The sequence below is a fragment of the Saprospira grandis str. Lewin genome (genome assembly GCF_000250635.1).
GTDB classification, from domain to species: domain Bacteria; phylum Bacteroidota; class Bacteroidia; order Chitinophagales; family Saprospiraceae; genus Saprospira; species Saprospira grandis.
Window position 1 is genome coordinate 1934227 of record NC_016940.1, and the last position, 18392, is coordinate 1952618.

The following is an 18392-nucleotide window of genomic DNA, read 5'->3' on the forward strand; positions in this document are numbered from 1 at the left end:
AATAAATCACTAGAGTTTTTGAGCATCAAGTGCACGGTTGATGACAAAGCTTTTCACCACTTTTTCACCAACACCCTCTACAACAACATGGATGAGGTATACCCCACTACCTACAGGAACACCAGCTTGGTTCTTGAGGTCCCAGTTGAGAGAAGTACTTACCTGAGTTTCAATATCACCGCTACCAAAAGCACCTAGACGAGCGATACCACTACGTACCTCTGCATTGTAATCCTGAGCAACATCATAATGACGAACCAGGCGGCCTTCAATAGAATAGATATTCACTTCGCAGCTAGCGGGCAAGTTCGTAATTTTCACTACATTTTGCGTTTCTGTCTGCTCATATTCAGAGTAAGCATAATAAGGGTTAGGAACTACCCCAATAAGATCTAGAGCACTTTCGGCCGTGGCTTTATCTTCCTTGGTAGGAGCAAGGCCAGTAAGGTCGAACTCATAGAGCGGATAACCTTGGTTATCGTTAGTCGCTGCATAGATTTCGTAAGGAGTAGAAACACGCAACTTGAAGGTCACTTTAGAAGGAGGCACATGTCCACCTACTTCAGGAACTCCAGCATTGTTAAGCATGCTTGTACCAGGAGCCATATACATGAATGTTCCCCAAACCAATTGGTCTTTCAAAGAAATGTAAGGAGGAGTGAAGATAGCCCCCAAGGTTGTGGTTAGGGCCGTCACTACAGAAGCACATTCATCGTAGGCAGTGTTAGTTACATAAATAACGTGCTGTCCACCATTCACTGTTGACATAAAGGTGTTGGCATTACCAAATACGGGGAATCCGTTGGTAGGCGTCACCTGTTGCAAATCGGTGGGGTTAAAGAGCATGTCATTACCTGTCGCAGCGCCAGGGTAAGTATTGGCATCAAAGAAAGAACCATCATAAAGAGAGTTTTCTCCGAAGTATACATTGAGGCGCTCACCAGTTTCAACATCATAAGCAAAACCGGGGAACCAAGACATACCGGTACCGGCTTCTACTTGGCCATCGATATCACGGCTAGGCTCATTGCGTTTCCATTGTAGTTGACCATAACCACCAGGAATGCTAAGTCCGAGTGATTGTGTATGGTACATACTAGCAGATTCTACAACCACACAGCGGCTCCACTGGCTCTTTTCAGGAGTGAGGACCACATTGACGTTGCGTACATTGCCGAGCACTTGGCTAGTGTTACCAGCTCTCCATGCTTGGCAGAAGCTCAAGGCATTTGAAGAAAGCACGATTTCTGAAGTAGAGAAATAGTATTCATCGGTACGGAATACACAGTCAGCTAGGCGAACAGGGTGCCAGCCACCGGCCATACCAGAGTAATCTTGATTAGGATCTAGTGCCTGATCATCTTGAGCGTTTCCAGTTTTCAAGATATCGTTGATGCCATTGCCATCTTCAACACCTTGGAACCAACCTGCATTAGTTTCATCTTCATAAACGGCAGCAGAACCTACAAATCCGCTTACGCCATTTGTACCAGGAGCGGGAATATCTTCAACGAGAAGAGAGAGTCAGACAAAGCGGTCACGCCTGTAGGAGGCTGTGGAGTAACGATGATGCTACCATCGGCAGCAGTATCATAGCGGAAAGTATAGTTTTGGTCGCTGATGTAAAGTTGGAACTGAGCGGCAGGAACGCGCAAAGGATCTACTACTTTTACATTAACGGGACCTTGACCAGCGGCATAAGTCACACGACCGATACGGCCATTGTTCAATACATCGGCTTCTGCAGCGGCAGGATCTTTAAAGTCGAGGAAGAGTCCTCCACCGTTTCCTTTACCATCTACACGAGTGATTTCTGGGCCATCTCCATAAGCAGAGTTGAGGACCAAACCGTTGTACTCAGGATCATTGGGACGAGGTACAGCAGTATAGACGCGGAAGTTACGACGACCTTGTAGATAAGGAAGTGCTTGTCCGGTATTGAGTGTAGGATCATAAGCCTGATACTCATTGTGGGCATAAGCAACTACACAGAAGTAGTAAGACTTATGGTTAACGAGTTTAGTTGCTCCCTCTGCAAATTCGTCTGTTGTAATATTAAAGGTATGCTTGATTCCCTCATCGGCGCCATCTACCATAATAGTAGGAATGAAAGCCTGTACATCGGGATCGCTGAATGCATTCCAGTTTACAATTTTGCCGATAGAATCACGAAGGTCTACCTGACGGATAAGACGAGCTTTTTCAGGATCATCTAGTTCAGTTACAGAGATGTTCTCGTTGATTACCTGATATACTTTATAGCCTTGGAAGGTATAAGTAGTATCGGCAGTATTGCGAAGAATAGCAGGAGACTCAGAGTAATTGAGTTCGTAGTTATTTTGAGCAGGAACATAGCTCAAGTTCAAAATCAACTCATTTTCGAGCTCGACTACATCCATATAAGGTGCATCGGGACCGTCAGTAATTTTGAAACAGTCATCAAAAAGGTTTTGGGCCAAAACATCGGCCTCTACCAATTCGGTCAAAGCAGGACAGGGATAATCTGGAATTTCGGGAACCCAAACTACACCTGAGATCAATTCGTTTACTGCACCAGGTGCCAAAACGAAAGGACCAGAAGTGTGCAAGAAGCGGTAGTCATTACCGGTAATTCCTTCCTCACACATAGACCATACATCTGTTCCCGATTCGTTGGGGAAAGAGTAGAATACGTAGGGGAATTTATCGGCAGTAGGACCGTTGTCTCCTGTTCCACCACGAGAGATGGGGCGACCATCCAACCAAAGACCATCCATCAAACGATAGTACTGTATAGCACTGTTCGGGTTACCACGGATAGCGTCATTGGTATTTTCATAGTAAACAAAAGAAGAAAGGCCAAGCTCGGAACCTGTAGAATCTAGAGGACCACGGAAGTAGTCTACCCCTAGAGCAGGAATTTGAGTGGCTCCATATCCTACGGCGTCATTACCACAGGTAGCATCATCATCAGCATCGGCATTGTATACATAGCCCATACCAGTAATAGTATCTACACCAATATAGTCATCATTGAAACAGCCCAAATCGGGATCTGACCAAAGCGAGAAGTAAGTATCGTTAAGGCTCAAGTTATTTCGGTTGAGCAACTTATAGCGATAGAACGTCATGTTGTTAATGGCATCGGTAGTGCGGTAGCCAAAAGCTAGACCGTGTACCTCCATAAACATGGGTTGACCGTTAGTATTGGTGTGAATATTACCATTATCGTTATAGACCCACCAGTCCATTTGGTCAGCATATACGGGGTTGAAATAATCCTTAGGACAGCCCACCACCTCAATTACGGGGTGGTCACCATCGTAGGGGTTATAGATACCGTCTTCCTTTCCTACAGGCTCAATAAAGGGAGCGAGTTCTTGGTCAGGAAGGTCGAAACCGTAAATTTCTGCGAAATAGGGGTTACCACGGCCGGGCCAGCCCAAGATATTTCGGGCGGGGGTAGTCTCAATAGACTCATCGGGTTGGCCAGTAACAGCATCGGGTTCGAAATAATCGGCACGGAGGGCGTCAATTTCAGAACCGTATACTTCGAAGAAGCGGTCCCATTTTTCACAATCGGTTTTTTCGATTGTACCCGTATTTACATCTAGGGGGCCAGTCCAGTAATCGTTACCAGTTTGGCGGTAAGTTTGGGCAGCGAGGATAAGGTTCCCCCCATCATCGAAAGCCCCTAGCCAGATACCTCCGGCAAAGAGAGAAGATACTTCTGGTTGGCCAGAAGCAGGGTCTACATTAGGAACGATATAGCGAGCTCGGTCACCGTCCCACCAGAGATCACCTCCGGTGCGGAGGCGAGCGCGGACGTTGTTAATATCTAGATCGCGTTCTGAGCGAGCCTCGATACAAGCAGCACGATAACTGTTGTTATTGGTGCTGTTGGAGCTATTGCTATTACCTCCCACAAAATTCCGGTCTTCGATGGCCCAGAGTGAGCTGGCCGTGAAGAGGAATAGCACGATTGTAGAGAAGTTTTTCAATCTACTCATGTTTGCAATTATTTTAATAAAAATGATTCAGTTTAGACAGAAGGCCAAGCTTGAGGTTTGCGCTGCAATTGGGCCGAAGGCCCAAAACGGCCTAGCGATGGTAGGCAGTGGCCGCAGGCCAGACCGAGCAGGCGAAGCCTGCGAAGGGCCGAGCGAATAGCGAGCTGCCGGACGTAGCGCCCGCCGAAGGCGGGAGGCCCCAAAACAGGGCAAACCTCAATATTGGCAAAAACTAAGACTTGGTTTTAGAAGCTAAAGCGTGCACCCAAGAAGATCCGACGAGGACGTGAGATATTGAAGGGGTTACGCATACGAAGATCGTACAACAACTGGTAAGACTGAGCGCGAGAGGCCAATAGTCCTAGACCGGGGCTATCGTCGATAGTCAAGAAGCCGTCTTCTGTGGGGCTACCTGTTACGGGATAGACATTGAGTACGTTTTGTGTGTTGAGCAAGTTTTGTACACGTAGGTAAACATTAGCATAGATAGGATGATCGCTATTTTTACCGATCACGATATCGCGATCGAAGCGAAGATCTATGCGGAAGTTCCAAGGCATACGGGCGCCGTTAATGCTTCCGTCAGTTACAGCATCAGGGAAGCTAGTTCCGATACCACCAGGAGTGAGTTTGCGTGTGTAGGGGGTACCTGAGCTAAAGTTGAATGATAGGTTGGCTCCTGTATTTTCTAGAACATCGAACTTACCGATTTTGGGACCATCGTACTTTTTGCCTTCTCCGTAGCGGTAATCGAATAGGAAGAAGAAAGTGTGGCGTTGGTCAAAATCTAGTGGGAAGATATACTTGAGTTCTTCTGCAGCTACAGCCAAAGAAGAGGTGGGGCTAGAGCCGGTACCTTCTGCAAACTGTAGGGTATAGTTGGCCAAGAAACGGAAGTTCTTAACGCGGCGCATATCATACTCTACCTTAAGTGATTTTACAGTAGAGAAGTCATCATTACCAAAAGAAGTATAGGTAATGGGGTAAGCCAAGATATACTGACGAGCCTGGATAAGGTCGCGCTCTTCACGGTAAAGCAAAGAGAATTTCACCTTAGAGTTGTCAGATACTTTTTGCTGGTAACCTACTTCATAGTTGATGGTTTTCTGAGAACGAAGGTTGGGGTTTGACATCAAGTCTTTGTTCTCGCGGAAGTTGAAGTAAGTAAGTGCCGTAGCCAAAGTAGCCTCTGGTGGACGCATGGCCAAGATATCGTAGTTGGCGTAGAAGTTGGCAAAATCACCAATAGGGAAAGAGAATGAAATACGAGGCATCACTACCAAGTTAGGATCATAGTCGCTAAAGGCTAGAGAAGGATCGTAGTCCTCACCCTGAGGATCAATCTGCGCCGTGCTAAAGCCACGTAGAGCAGGTACAATTGTGCTTCCTAGCTGAGTAGGAGTAGTCACAGGGTTACCGCTAGCGTCATACCATTGCTCACCATCACGGTAACCAACAACAGAAGCGTCGGGGCTGTTTTCATTTACATAGACGGCAAAGTCGTCGCCAATGTTGGAAGGATGGCTAAAGCCTTGCTGTTGACCAGCCGTATAACCAGACCCTACGTTGGTAAACTCAGAAGCCGTGTAGTATCCCGTTACAGAGTAGGGGTCGTTCAATACTTTTGTGTTGGCATCGTAGCTGTCAAAGCGTACACCAATACGGAAGATGATGTCATTGTACTTGAACTTATCCTGAATGTATCCCGCTACATAAATAGGAGCAAAAGGAGCTACAGGACGAGTCTTGCGACCATTGGCATCTTCAGCATTAAAGAAGTCGTCAAAGGTCGTGTTTGTACCCAAAGCATTACCCAAGTAGTCATAACCATAGTAGCTCACTAGCTGCTGAGCACCCAAAATTAGGGTAGTCGGCTCAAACCAAGCAAGGTCCATATCGTTAGGATCCATCTCATGAACGTTTACCCAATCTTCAGGATTTTTGCCCATGAAGTTACGTAGGTTCTCTCCAAATGCACTCATAGAGACTTGCTCATCATTCTCATCCGTACGGATCAGTGAGTTGTTCTGGATGTAGTAACGCTGTGTAACAGGATCAAAGAATTCTACAGGATTGCCATTGGCATCCAATACGGGGTTGTTGGCATCGGCTGCATTAGAGATGTGAGAGTTGGCCGACTGATCCGCCAAGGTCCACAAGCTAAATGGAGACATGCTGTAAGAACGGAATACCCGCTGCTCATATACCCCACCCGCTTGGATAGAGTGACGAATTTTACCGCCATTGGTCACCAAGTCAAAGTTGGTCTTGATGTTTCCACGTACCTGGCTAGATTGGCTTTTGCCTACGCCATTGTTGGTAAAGTATGCATTGTTAAATAGGCTAAATACAGTAGAGTTAGAAGAAGTGAAACGTCCGTTGATCACCTGCATCTGCTCCATATCACTGATAGCGTCAAAGTCTACTACCTGGTTGTAACGAGACAAGCCATTGTCATAACCAAACTGACCGGCATCAGAATAACCATCAAAGGTTACTTGGTTAAAGGCATGACCCTGCACTTCTTCTGTACCCAATGTGTCGCCAGCAGAGTTGATGATGTAGTTCGTATCTACTACTCCAACTACAGGCGTAAGGCTACGACGAATCTGCCCTACATAGCCATACTCCCAATAACGATCCTCAAAACGAGAGTCGTAGTTAGAGCTGTTGCTCTGCGTATAATCGGCCTGTACCTCATAGCTGAAGTTCTGGAAAACAGGCTCTACTGTTGTAGAATCCGCATCCGCTCCAGCTTTGTAAATTGTGCTAGAAATCGTATGACGGAAACGACCGTACACCCGGAAAACACTGCTCTTTACATAAGGATTAAAGTCCGAGTTCATCAAACGGTTCACCGTTGAAGGAGAATACCCCCAGTTAAATGAACCCTGACCACCAGCTACAAAGTAAAAGTCTTCGCTAGGCTTGTAGTCTATCTTTGCTGTCAATAAACCTACAGAGTTACGGCCATTCGGACGTACATCTACCTCTACCAAATCATCTTCAGTAATGGTCTCGGCATTAGGTATAATACCGCCGTTTACATTCAACAAAGGATCATTCAAAATGCTGCTGAGCTTCTCATCCGTCAAACGGAAAGATCCCAAAGCAGAAGGACGCGAGTCCAAGTTGGTCGCATAACGACCCGCCATACGATAACCCAAAATCGCTTTGCGCTGAGGCTTACCGTCTTTTTTCAAGGTATCTCCGCTAGGGCTCAATTTAACCTCCGTCATCAAAGGTCCACCCAAGCTAAAGTCAATAGTTGTAGCTCCAAAAGCATCCAAAAACTGCGAGGTCTCTACCTGGATTCCTCCAGACATCTTCGCAGATGGGCCCTTAGTAATAATGTTGGTGATCGCTCCAGTCGCATCACCAAACTCAGCAGGTACACCAGAGGTAATTACCTGCACCTGGTCAATCTCTGTCTCAGGAATAGATGCACCGCCAATTACACGTACACCATCCACATAAACATCGTTTCCAGAACTACGCCCACCATTCGAGTTGAGCTCCTCGCCCTCATCTTTCTGGTTGACCCCAGCCGTAGTAGCCGCAATACTAGAAATGTTACGTGTGGCCAGTTTTTCAATATCCTCAGAACCCAAGGTCTGCCCACCAGTGGTGTTATCCGTCTCAATCAAGGGAATCCGATACCCCCGAACCACTACGGTCTCCTCGGCAAGCGAATCTAAACCCGCAATCAAATCATCTTCCTGATAATCTACGTTTAGTTCCACCGTCGCGCCAATTTTAACAATTACGCCCTCGGTTTTTAGCGTCGGATAACCCACATAGGTCACCACTAGGTCATAGGTTCCTGCCTCAATTTGGGCAAAATTGTAAAGGCCGTCGAAGTTGGTGGATGTTCCCCGAATCAATGCGTCTTCTTTATACAAAGCCACATTCGCAAACGCTAGGGGTTCCCCGTTCTCGTCCTTTACTTTACCCTGCAGGTCCCCCGTGGTCTGGCCAAAAGCCACCACCGAGCCCACTGACAGGAGCAAGAGTAAAAGCATGTAACGAATCATAAGCACATAAACTTTAAAAGTGTTTGTAATGAATGTCTAAAAAAATTTTCGGCTGAAGCCCTAAGGCTTGCATGCCAAAGTTAATAAATTATTTCCCTTGTTAAGAAAGAGTTACAATTTTCCAGTCTTTTAAGCGGCCCTTCTTTCAAAAAGATCAGCTTTTTTACTGTTCTTCTGCTTTTGGGGCCTCCCGCCTGCGGCGGGCGCTACGTTGCGCAGCTCGCAAGTCTGCTCGGCCCTGCGGCCTAACGGCCTGGGTCTGCGGCTTCGCCGCACTGCTGCACATCGCTAGGCCAAGGGGGCTGCGCCCCCTTTCTGGACCAAAATCGGCGCAGTCCTTGCTCTAAATAGCCGTTTTGCCTACGCCCTATATTCTAGCCGCTTTTGATAAGATGCGCCCTAAGAGCAATTTGGCTAGTCGCTCCTTAGATTCTTTTGTCCATCCCGCTACATGCGGACTCAAAACAACCTGAGGCATTTCGACCAACCGACCATATAATACTCGCTCTTCTGCAGTGTATAAAGCCGTTTTCTCTTGCTCAAATACATCTAAGGCCGCCGCCGAAATAATTCCCGACTCTAAGGCCCCCACTAATGCCGCTATCGGGATAATCTTCCCTCTAGAGCTATTGAGCAAAACTAATGGCCGCCCTGCCCGCAGCTTGGCTAGCCGCTGCCAAAAAGCCGCATCCATCCAACCTAAGGTCTCGGCCGTTGCCGGCAAATGTAAACTCAATATGTCTACCTCCGCCAATAACTCCTCTAATTCCGTCTCCCCAGGATAATCCCTCTGGTATTTGTCATAGACCATGCACTCTAGCTCAAAACCCGCCAAACGCCGCCAAAACGCCCGACCCGTATAGCCAAAGCCCAATATACCCAACTTCTTCCCTTTTAGCTCCCATCCTCTGGCCGCCTCTCGGTCCCAAGCCATGCTCCGCACTTGCTGGTCCCCCAACCGAAGCCGATGAGCCAACATTAACAACATGCCCAGAATGTGCTCCGCTACCGCATCGCAATTGCCATCTGGCGCTCTATGGACCAAAATACCCCTCCGTTCAGCCTCCTCCAAATCAATGATCTCTAAACCAGAACCCAAACGAGCTATAAATTCTAAGTTCGGCCCAGCCGCCAAAAAAGCCGCATCCGCTATGATTTTACTATTGATGACCAAACCCGCATAAGGCGCCAATATCTGACGTACCTCCGCCAAACTGGCCTTGGGCCGATAATCACAAGCATATCCCGCCGCTTCCAAACCCGATATCAATAAAGGATCTACGGCATCCGTGATAAGTACTTTCTTTTGCATACTGAGCATTTTGGCGCCCAAGATACAGCCTTTTCCGCTTTTTGCTAAAAGTTGTTTGGAAAAGGTCCAAATAGGCACAAAGAAATATAGCCTGTTTATCCTTAGTAGATAAAAGGCATAAAAAAGCAGCAAGGTAGCTCGCTAGCTACGATGCTCGTCCACAATGTTCGTCAAGGAAATAAAATCTTCAAGGCTCAGCTGTTCGGGCCGCTGCTGAAAAAACGCATCCCCAAATAAGACCTCTTTCGGTAAAAAGGGCTTCATGGTATTGCGCAACATTTTGCGGCGCTGGCCAAAACTAGCACGGACTAAGGTTCGGAAAAGTCGCGTGTCACATCCTAAATCTAAGTAATTTTCTCGTCTTTTCAAAGCTATTACGCCCGAAAATACTTTGGGAGGGGGGTTAAAACTACCCGGCTTGACCGTAAACAGATAGTCTACCTCATAAAAGGCTTGCACCACTACCGACAAAGCCCCATATATTTTAGAGCCCGGCTTGGCCGCCGCTCTTTCGGCCAACTCCCGCTGAAACATCCCCACAACTTCCGGAACCAAGGCCACATTATCTACGGCCTTAATCAAGATCTGTGAAGAAATATTATAAGGAAAGTTGCCAATCAAACGAAAGGGTCGCCCATCAAATACAGTCTGAAAGTCTAATTTTAAAAAGTCTTCTCCAAAAACAGGCAACTGAGGATAATGCTGGGCCAAATAACTGACCATGTCCTTATCCGCCTCTACCGCTTTTAAATCCCAGTCTTCTTGCAAAAGATATTGCGTGAGCATGCCCATGCCCGGCCCCACTTCTAAGACTTCTTTAGGCCCTTCTTCCATCAAACTCTTGGCGATCCGCTCCGCAATAGGCCCCTCCTTCAAAAAGTGCTGGCCAAATGATTTTTTTGCTTTCAACTGTTTTCCTGTATTTGTGAAGCCCAAAATTACGCTTTTATCTCGGATACACCAAATTAGAGCGCTAGACCGAACTGGTTCACCTCCAGACCGAACTAGTTCACCTCCAGACCAAACTAGTTCACCTCCAGACCGAACTGGTTCACCTCCAGACCAAACTAGTTCACCTCCAGACCAAACTAGTTCATCTCCAGACCAAACTGGTTCACCTCCAGACCAAACTGGTTCACCTCCAGACCAAACTGGTTCACCTCCAAACCGAACTTTTCCCCTTTTTCATTTTGTTACATTATTTCTATTTTTAACAATTTACTAACAATTAGAGGCCAAAATCCCTGTTTCTGCAGCCTAAAGGCCGCAGCCAATTTGCTTGGGTCATTATTTTTCTCGCCGCAGCGGCTTAAAAGCCCCTGCTTCAATTAAGAAAGGAGCTATTTGATTTTTCAGGTCCTGCGGCTTTTAAGCTGCAGGCCAAGGGGTGGCTAAATCTTAGCTAATCTGTTCCGAAATTGGCTGCGGGTTTTAACCCACAGGTCTATATATCCATCCTACAGGCCCGAAGGGCCGCAGGCCTAGCGATGCGGCGGGGTGGCCCGCAGGGCCAGACCGAGGAGCGAAGCGACGAAGGGCCGAGCGAATAGCGAGCCCCAAAGCGTAGCGCCGCAGCTTTGCTGCGGAGGCCCCAAAAAAAGACCCCTTCCAAAAAGGAAGAGGTCTAGCAGGGAGCTTTACATAATTCTACAATCAGAAGAGACTATATATAGTATGTTCCCCTATGCGGCTGGCTATTTTTTGAAAAATGCCTTGACTTGCTCGGCCACATAAACCAGTTGGTCGGCCTCTAGCTCCGAGTGCATGGGCAGCGAAATAACCTGCTGGCAAAGCATTTCGGTATTGGGCAGCTCGGCCTTGGCCTTGCGAGCAAAGCCCTCAAAAGCGGCTTGTTCGTGCAAAGGCAGGGGGTAATAAATCATGCAGGGCACCTCAGCCGCCTGCAAATGCGCTTGCAAAGCATCGCGCTGATCGGCGGGGACCAAAAGGGTATATTGGTGGAAAACATGGCTGCTATAAGGCGCGCGATAAGGCGTTTGGACCTCCTCTAGCTCGGCAAAGGCCGCATCATAGTAGTCCGCAGCTTTTTGGCGAGCGGCCGAAAACTCATCTAGGGCCTTGAGTTTTACATGCAAAAGGGCCGCTTGAATCCCATCTAGGCGAGAGTTCACCCCTACCCGATCGTGATAATAGCGGCGATTTTGGCCGTGGTTGGCAATCATGCGAATTTTATCGGCTAGGGCCTCATCATTGGTAAAAATGGCGCCGCCATCGCCATAAGCGCCCAGATTTTTGGAGGGATAAAAAGAGGTGCAGCCAATATGGCCCAGCAAACCCGTCTTTTTCTGCTCGCCATTGGGGAAGCTATAATCGGCCCCAATCGCCTGCGCATTATCCTCTACAATATAGAGTTGGTGTTTTTCGGCCAGCTCAATAATGGGCTGCATATCGCAACTTTGGCCAAAGAGATGCACGGGCACAATCGCCTTAGTTTGGGGCGTAATGGCCGCCTCAACATCTTCTGCACGCAGGTTAAAGGTTTGGGGATCAACATCCACCATCACAATGCTCAAACGCAGCAGGGCCGCCACTTCGGCCGTGGCCACATAGGTAAAAGAAGGCACAATCACCTCATCGCCGGGGGCCAAATCTAGGGCCATTAGGGCAATTTGCAAGGCATCGGTTCCATTGGCGCAGGGAATCACGGCCTTGGCCCCTAGGTATTCCTCCAAAGCAGCCTGAAAGCCCTTTACAGCGGGACCGTTAATGTAGGCCGAGCTATCCAACACCTCATGAATAGCAGCATCAATTTCTGTTTTAAAGCGGCGGTATTGGCTCTGCAAATCCACCATTTGAATCTTCTTCATCTTAAAATAATCTGTTTAACGATAATCGAGCAAGGCCAAATCGGGCCGACTCAATTTCAGGTAATAGCTATGTTTTTCGCTCCGCTCCTCTCCCGAAGAACGAAACCGCCGGTAGGCCCGGACCTCTATTTCAAAACAATCTGTTTTAGTTTTAATTTTTGGCGGCATACGGTAAGTAAAGCCCAAAAAATGAACCCCATCCAAGAGCTCTTCTTGCTCTCGAATACAAGCCCGAATCCGCTCCCTTAGGCGCAGGCTATAAAAATCGAGTTTATATTCGGGATATAAATCGGCTACTTCTGCCCTTGGGCTCTTAAAAAATTCATTGACACAGCGTTGGTTAGAAAACAAGCGGCAAAAATAAGGGTAGCCCCAATAGACAAAATCCTCATCTTCATAGGCCAACAAACAAATGCCCACCAAGGCCTTTCGAGGCGGATTACTCAGCCTGGCCTCCACAAAAAGCCGAGCGGGCCGTTCTTGGGCCGCCTGCAAATCTTTTCCTTTTTCTAAGCGGCTCCATTTAAAGCGCTTTTTCCAGAATCTCCACATGGCTTATTTTTTTTTGGGGCTGCCCACTCGCTTCGCTCGGGTCGGGCTGTTTCGCAGCTCGCTGTTACTTGCTTCGCTGCGTCGGCTCCCGTTGGTCGGGTCGCTCGGCCCTGCGCAGGCTGCGCCTGCTGGGTCTGGCCCTGCGGGCCACTGCTGTCCATCCCTCAGCCAGATTTAATCGCGCTGCTTTGACCATCTTTGCTATGAATTTTCTGCTAGGCCAGCTATTTTTTGAGGGCATAGCCTTCGCTATGGTCGAGAAAAATAGGACCGACTAGCGGGAAATTGCTGCAAACTATAAAAGTGAGTGCGTTTAAATTTGGCTATAGCCTGCGGCCCCTTTGGGGCCTGTCCACCGCAAAAGGACCAATTATATGGGCAAGATACAACCGTGGGCAAGAGAATCCAAAGAATAATTCTCCCTTTTTATCGGCCTTGGAGTTGGAATTTTGGCCAAAATCAAAACTTTTTGTTGGTTTTGTTTTCCTTTTTGAAACAATTTGTTTTAAATTTGCTTTTGTAAGGCAGGAAACGCCTACAAATTGTCTCTACCAACAAAACAAGCGCTATATGTCTCAGTCTAAATTACCACAGCTCCCCGCCCCCATTCGTCAACGTATTCAATTCGGTTGGAAAAAAACCCAAGATTACAGCCGCAACGGCTGGGTCCGTTTGGGTTTTATGGGCCTACTTATTTTTTTGCTTTCGCAAAGAGAGTTTAGTTTTCATTTTTCTATGGGCGAGCAATCGGCCCAATCGAGCCAGACCATGAACAGCAGTTTGGCGCCCACCGCCATTTTGGCCAGCCAGAAAGAGGCCCCTCAGGCAGAGGCGGTGCCTGCCTCGGCCAAAACGCCTGCTTTAGATAAGCCTTGGTGGGAGCAAATTCGAGAAAAGAGCCAGGACATTAAGCAAAACCTCAATTTGGCCAATGCGGCCACAGCTGTAGGGGCTGCCCTCACGGCCGAGGAGCAAAAAAAGGCGGCCCAATATTCTAATCTGGGTTTTGTGCTTAACCCCACCTATGCCAAGCGACACGGCATTCCCCAAAAAATTGTCAATGCCAAGCTAGCCGTTTGCAAAGACTACATCAACCAATATCTGAAAACGGCCCAAGAAGAGGCCGAACTCTTTAATATTCCCGTTAGTATTACCTTGGCCCAAGGCCTACTCGAAAGCAATGCGGGCCACAGCCGCTTGGCCAAAAATGACAATAATCATTTTGGCATCAAATGCCGCGCAAAATGTATTGGCTGCCGCTGCGCCAATTATACCGATGATAGTAAATATGATATGTTCCGCATTTTTGAAACGCCCTGGCGCAGTTTCCGCGAGCATAGCAAACTCCTTTCTGGCCGCCGTTATAAGGCCCTCACTAAACTCGACCGTAGCAATTATAAGGATTGGGCGCATGGCCTCAAAAAAGCAGGCTATGCCACCGACCCCAAATATGCCGAAAAGCTCATTGGTATTATTGAGTTTTTTGGACTCGATGCCTACGATAAATAATCGCCTATTCTTTCTTTCCCATTTTCTTTAGATCGCTAAATACTTCTGCTTATGTTTAAAATGGTCCAAAAGTACTTGGAGCGCATTGCCGTGCCCTACCAAATCCGAGAAAACAAACAGGTTTTTGATTTTGAAGTAGATGCCCCAGAAGGCCATTGGGCCTGTATGCTGCTTCTTTGCGGCCGCTCGGGCATCGCCTTTTATTCGGTCCTCCCCTTTAAGGTGCCAGAAGAAAACCGCTCCGAGCTCGCCCTCTACCTTATGCAAATCAATAATGAACGCATCTTTGGCAACTTCGAGCTCGACCAACAAACCGGAGAGGTCCGCTTCAAAACTTATATCGATACCGAGGCCCAACAACTTTCCGAACGCATGCTAGACCGCTGCCTGCTGATCAATGTCTCTTGTATGCAAAAATTTCTGCCCCGAATTAAAAGCAAGGTTAAACAATATAGCGCCCAAGCCGCCTAAACAAAATGGCTGAGCAGGCAAAAGCCCACTAAGGTTATCTTAGTGGGCTTTTTTTGTTAAAATCAAATCACTCTCCTTTATCGTTTTTATGCAGAATTTGCCAATAGCCATTTTTGCGACCGCCTTGCCGCTTCAATAGCTTCAGCTCTTTTAATGCGTTCAAGTGTTTATCTATAGTTGTACTACTAACACCTATTTTTTGGGCCATTTCAACCTTCGTACTCTTTGGGTTTTCTGCTATTAAATTTAATAAAGTAATTTGGCGGGCATCAAGGTCTTTTACCAACCCTTTTACCAACCCTTTTACCAACCCTTTTTGAGATGCTGGCAATTGATTTTTAGGTAACTCAACCCTTATAAAGTTTTGAGAGAACTTAAAACAGCTTCTATCATAGAATGCTAATATGCGCGGTATCCCTGACCCTAGTTGTTCCACTAAATCAAGGTCTTTAAATACCCTCATTAACTCTTTATTTCTAGGAATAGAGTAGCCTTCAAAAAATTCATTTTGACTTAGACCATCAACTAAACCACCAAATGAAGTAACCTCTATACGGTCACTAAATATTTCTATTGTTGGAGCGACTTCTTTTGTATAGTCATTATGTACAAAAGCATTTATTATAGCCTCTCGAAGAGCTACTCCATCCCAAAGAGGAGCTTCTATGCGCTCTTTAGCTGTAATGGCTACCTCAATTTTATTTTCCTGCTCAATTTTATTCAGCACATTTTTAACTGCTGTAACTAAGCACTTGTAGCCATATTCATTGCTTTCGATTAAATCAACTTTGCTGGCCCCCTTATACCTTGCAACTTTAACGGATATACTATTCTCATCTGCTAATAAATAAGCTACATAATTCAAAAAGCCATTAGCTGTTAATAACTCCAAGTTTTTTTGATACTTAGCATTCAAAGGTCTTTTTTTCTCTTCATAGTATATCCTTAATTGGGCAAAACTTAAATCCTGCTTATCTGACTTTATTTTGCCTATTGAATTTCTCGTCCTACTCGAAAATAAATCTTCTATCATCTTTTGAGGCATTGGCTCCGAGGCAGATCCAATCCTTAAATAACAACCTTTTGCTGTCATCCCAAACTTTCTTTTAAAATACGGTTTTTCAATACCACTAGCTATAGTCAACTTAATAATTTTCTTCCCCTCTTTTTCCTCTATCTGAAGGTTAAATAGCCCCATTACCGAAGGCTCTATATTATGCTTTATTCTATCTTTAATTTTAAGCATATCATCATCTGGATCAGCTACACCTATAGTCTCTCCATTTTTATCTATACCGATATAAATAAAACCTCCCTCTAAAGAATTAAAAAAAGCTATTACTTCCTTTTCTAAATCAAGCTCTTTATTCAAAGTGACCTTATACTCGACCCTATTTGTTTCTGACATATCTAAAATTTTTTTCCTCAAAAAACCACGCTCATCAAATATACGATAATTAGTTAATTACACTCACATCTACATCTCACTAATTCCCCCACAAGCAAAAAAATAACGCCCATTCCCAAAGCGGAAAACCTAGGCCAACTCCTACATTTTCAAAAGGATTTTTACCTTTGTTTTAGTTAGCACAACTAAACAATTACGATTATGAGCACTTTGCTAAAATTTGATAAAAAACGACTGTCTAAAAAGCGTTTGCTGGCCCTATATGAAGGCTTGCTCCGCCCCCGAATGATTGAAGAGAAAATGCTGGTCCTCCTCCGCCAAGGCCGAATCAGTAAGTGGTTTTCTGGGATTGGGCAAGAAGCCATCGCCGTGGGCATCACCAATGCCCTAAAAGAAGATGAGTTTATCTTCACGATGCACCGAAACCTAGGCGTTTTCACTAGCCGAAATGTTCCGCTAGAACGCCTTTTTGCCCAATGGCAGGGCAAAAACCTAGGCTTTACCCAAGGCCGCGACCGCTCTTTTCACTTTGGTAGCCCCGAACACCATATTGTGGGCATGATTTCTCACCTTGGCCCCCAATTGGCCCTAGCTGGCGGCGTCGGCCTGGCCCATAAATTAGAGGAAGAACAAAAAATTGCTGTGGCCTTTACCGGAGAAGGCGGCACGAGCGAAGGCGATTTCCATGAAGCCCTCAATGTGGCCGCAGTCTGGAAATTACCCGTCCTTTTTGTGATCGAAAATAATGGCTACGGCCTCTCTACCCCCACTAGCGAACAATACGCCTGCAAACATCTAGTCGATCGGGCCAAAGGCTACGGCATGGAAGGCCACCGCATCGATGGCAATAATATTTTAGAGGTCTACCAAAAAGTAGACAAACTGGCCAAGTCCATGCGCAAAAATCCTCGGCCCATTCTAGTCGAATGCGATACCTTCAGAATGCGTGGACATGAGGAGGCTTCCGGAACCAAATATGTCCCTCAAGAACTAATGGACCACTGGGCCCAAAAAGATCCGCTCCATAATTATGAGGCCTTTTTGCTAGAAGAAAAGCTCTTGACGGAGGAGGATATCAAAACGCTCCGCAAGCAAATTAAAACAGAAATTGAGCAGGGCCTAAAGGTCGCTTATGCCGAACCCGCCGTCCAAGCCAATACGCAAAAGGAGTTGGACGATCTTTTTGCGCCTAATCCCTACGCCCCTCAGTTGCCGCCCCAAAATGGCCCAAAAACCGAAAAGCGTTTTGTCGATGCCGTCTCTGATGGGCTCCGCCAAGCTATGGAAAAACACCCCAAATTGGTCCTCATGGGACAAGATATTGCCGATTATGGCGGGGTATTCAAAATTACCGAGGGCTTTGTCGAGCAGTTTGGCAAAGAACGGGTCCGAAATACCCCGCTCTGCGAAAGTGCTATCGTCGGCGCAGGCATCGGCCTCTCTATTAAGGGCCATAAGGCCATGATGGAAATGCAATTTGCCGATTTTTCTACCTGCGGCTTCAACCAAATTGTAAATAATGCCGCCAAATTACATTGGCGCTGGGGCCAAAATGTCGACCTAGTGGTCCGTATGCCTACGGGCGCTGGCACGGGCGCCGGTCCCTACCACTCGCAAAGTAATGAGGCTTGGTATACGCATACTCCCGGCCTCAAGGTGCTCTACCCCTCCAATCCATACGATGCCAAGGGCCTGCTGTTGGCCGCTTTTGAGGACCCCAACCCCGTTATTTTCTTCGAGCATAAGGCACTTTACCGCTCTAGAGAGGTGGTCCAAGAAATTCCCGACGATTACTATAGCCTAGAAATTGGTAAGGCCAAGCTCATCCGTGAAGGCCAAGCCGCCAGTATTATTACTTATGGCATGGGCGTCTACTGGGCCAAACGCTATGTAGAAGCCCAAAATCTAGATGTCGAAATCCTCGATCTGCGCAGCCTGCTGCCCCTCGATTATGAAGCTATCGCCGCTACGGTCCAAAAGACCAATCGCGTCCTTATTCTTCAAGAGGATTGCCTCTTCGGCGGAATCGCAGGCGAGCTCTCGGCCCATATTTCCGAACATCTTTTTGAGCATCTCGATGCCCCTGTCCTCCGTTTGGCCAGCCTAGACACCCCCGTCCCTTTTGCCGCCGACCTAGAACGAAATTTCTTGCCCGAAAGCCGTTTGGCCCAAACCTTAGACCGCCTTCTAAGTTATTAGGATGATGTTTTTTTGGGGCTGCCCACTCGCTTCGCTCGGGTCGGGCTCTGTCGTGGCTCGCAGGTCTGCTCGGCCCTGCAGGCAGGCTCC

At 47.0% G+C, this 18392-nt stretch carries 11 protein-coding genes; 3 read left to right on the top strand and 8 right to left on the bottom strand.

What is annotated here, in order from left to right; genetic code table 11:
* Positions 1-9: 9 nt before the first annotated feature.
* The 7 genes from SGRA_RS08690 to SGRA_RS08725 form a co-directional block, all read right to left on the bottom strand.
* Complete coding sequence (locus SGRA_RS08690) at positions 10-1383, bottom strand: hypothetical protein (protein ID WP_041329582.1); 1374 nt, start codon at positions 1381-1383, stop codon at positions 10-12.
* Positions 1384-1475: 92 nt separating this feature from the next.
* Positions 1476-3989: a hypothetical protein gene (locus SGRA_RS08695; protein ID WP_081477696.1), complete on the bottom strand. Its 2514-nt coding sequence runs from the start codon at positions 3987-3989 to the stop codon at positions 1476-1478.
* A 245-nt stretch (positions 3990-4234) separates the two neighbouring features.
* Positions 4235-8023, bottom strand: coding sequence for a TonB-dependent receptor (locus tag SGRA_RS08705; protein WP_015692281.1), 3789 nt, complete (start codon positions 8021-8023; stop codon positions 4235-4237).
* Positions 8024-8390: 367 nt separating this feature from the next.
* A complete protein-coding gene (locus SGRA_RS08710; RefSeq protein WP_148268312.1) occupies positions 8391-9335 on the bottom strand; it encodes an NAD(P)-dependent oxidoreductase in 945 nt (314 codons plus the stop codon).
* Positions 9336-9476: 141 nt separating this feature from the next.
* Positions 9477-10271: a 16S rRNA (adenine(1518)-N(6)/adenine(1519)-N(6))-dimethyltransferase RsmA gene (gene rsmA / locus SGRA_RS08715; RefSeq protein WP_015692283.1), complete on the bottom strand. Its 795-nt coding sequence runs from the start codon at positions 10269-10271 to the stop codon at positions 9477-9479.
* A gap of 758 nt (positions 10272-11029) precedes the next feature.
* Entirely contained in the window at positions 11030-12163 is a 1134-nt protein-coding gene (locus SGRA_RS08720) for a DegT/DnrJ/EryC1/StrS family aminotransferase (RefSeq protein WP_015692284.1), read from the bottom strand.
* Positions 12164-12178: 15 nt separating this feature from the next.
* Entirely contained in the window at positions 12179-12715 is a 537-nt protein-coding gene (locus SGRA_RS08725) for a hypothetical protein (protein ID WP_015692285.1), read from the bottom strand.
* A gap of 570 nt (positions 12716-13285) precedes the next feature.
* Between SGRA_RS08725 and SGRA_RS08735 the strand changes: the two genes are divergently transcribed.
* The gene (locus tag SGRA_RS08735) at positions 13286-14224 is read left to right on the top strand and encodes a glycoside hydrolase family 73 protein (RefSeq protein ID WP_015692287.1); all 939 of its coding nucleotides are present in this window, start codon (positions 13286-13288) and stop codon (positions 14222-14224) included.
* A gap of 51 nt (positions 14225-14275) precedes the next feature.
* Positions 14276-14695 (top strand): YbjN domain-containing protein, encoded by a 420-nt coding sequence (locus SGRA_RS08740; protein WP_015692288.1) that lies wholly within the window; start codon positions 14276-14278, stop codon positions 14693-14695.
* A gap of 67 nt (positions 14696-14762) precedes the next feature.
* On the opposite strand, the gene SGRA_RS08745 is transcribed toward SGRA_RS08740, so the two are convergent.
* On the bottom strand, positions 14763-16103 hold the full coding sequence (locus tag SGRA_RS08745; RefSeq protein ID WP_015692289.1) for an RNA-binding domain-containing protein: 1341 nt from the start codon (positions 16101-16103) through the stop codon (positions 14763-14765).
* A 201-nt stretch (positions 16104-16304) separates the two neighbouring features.
* On the opposite strand from SGRA_RS08745, the gene SGRA_RS08750 reads away from it, so the two are divergent.
* Positions 16305-18302, top strand: a complete 1998-nt coding sequence (locus tag SGRA_RS08750) for an alpha-ketoacid dehydrogenase subunit alpha/beta (RefSeq protein WP_015692290.1) — start codon at positions 16305-16307, stop codon at positions 18300-18302.
* The last annotated feature ends 90 nt before the right edge of the window (positions 18303-18392 follow it).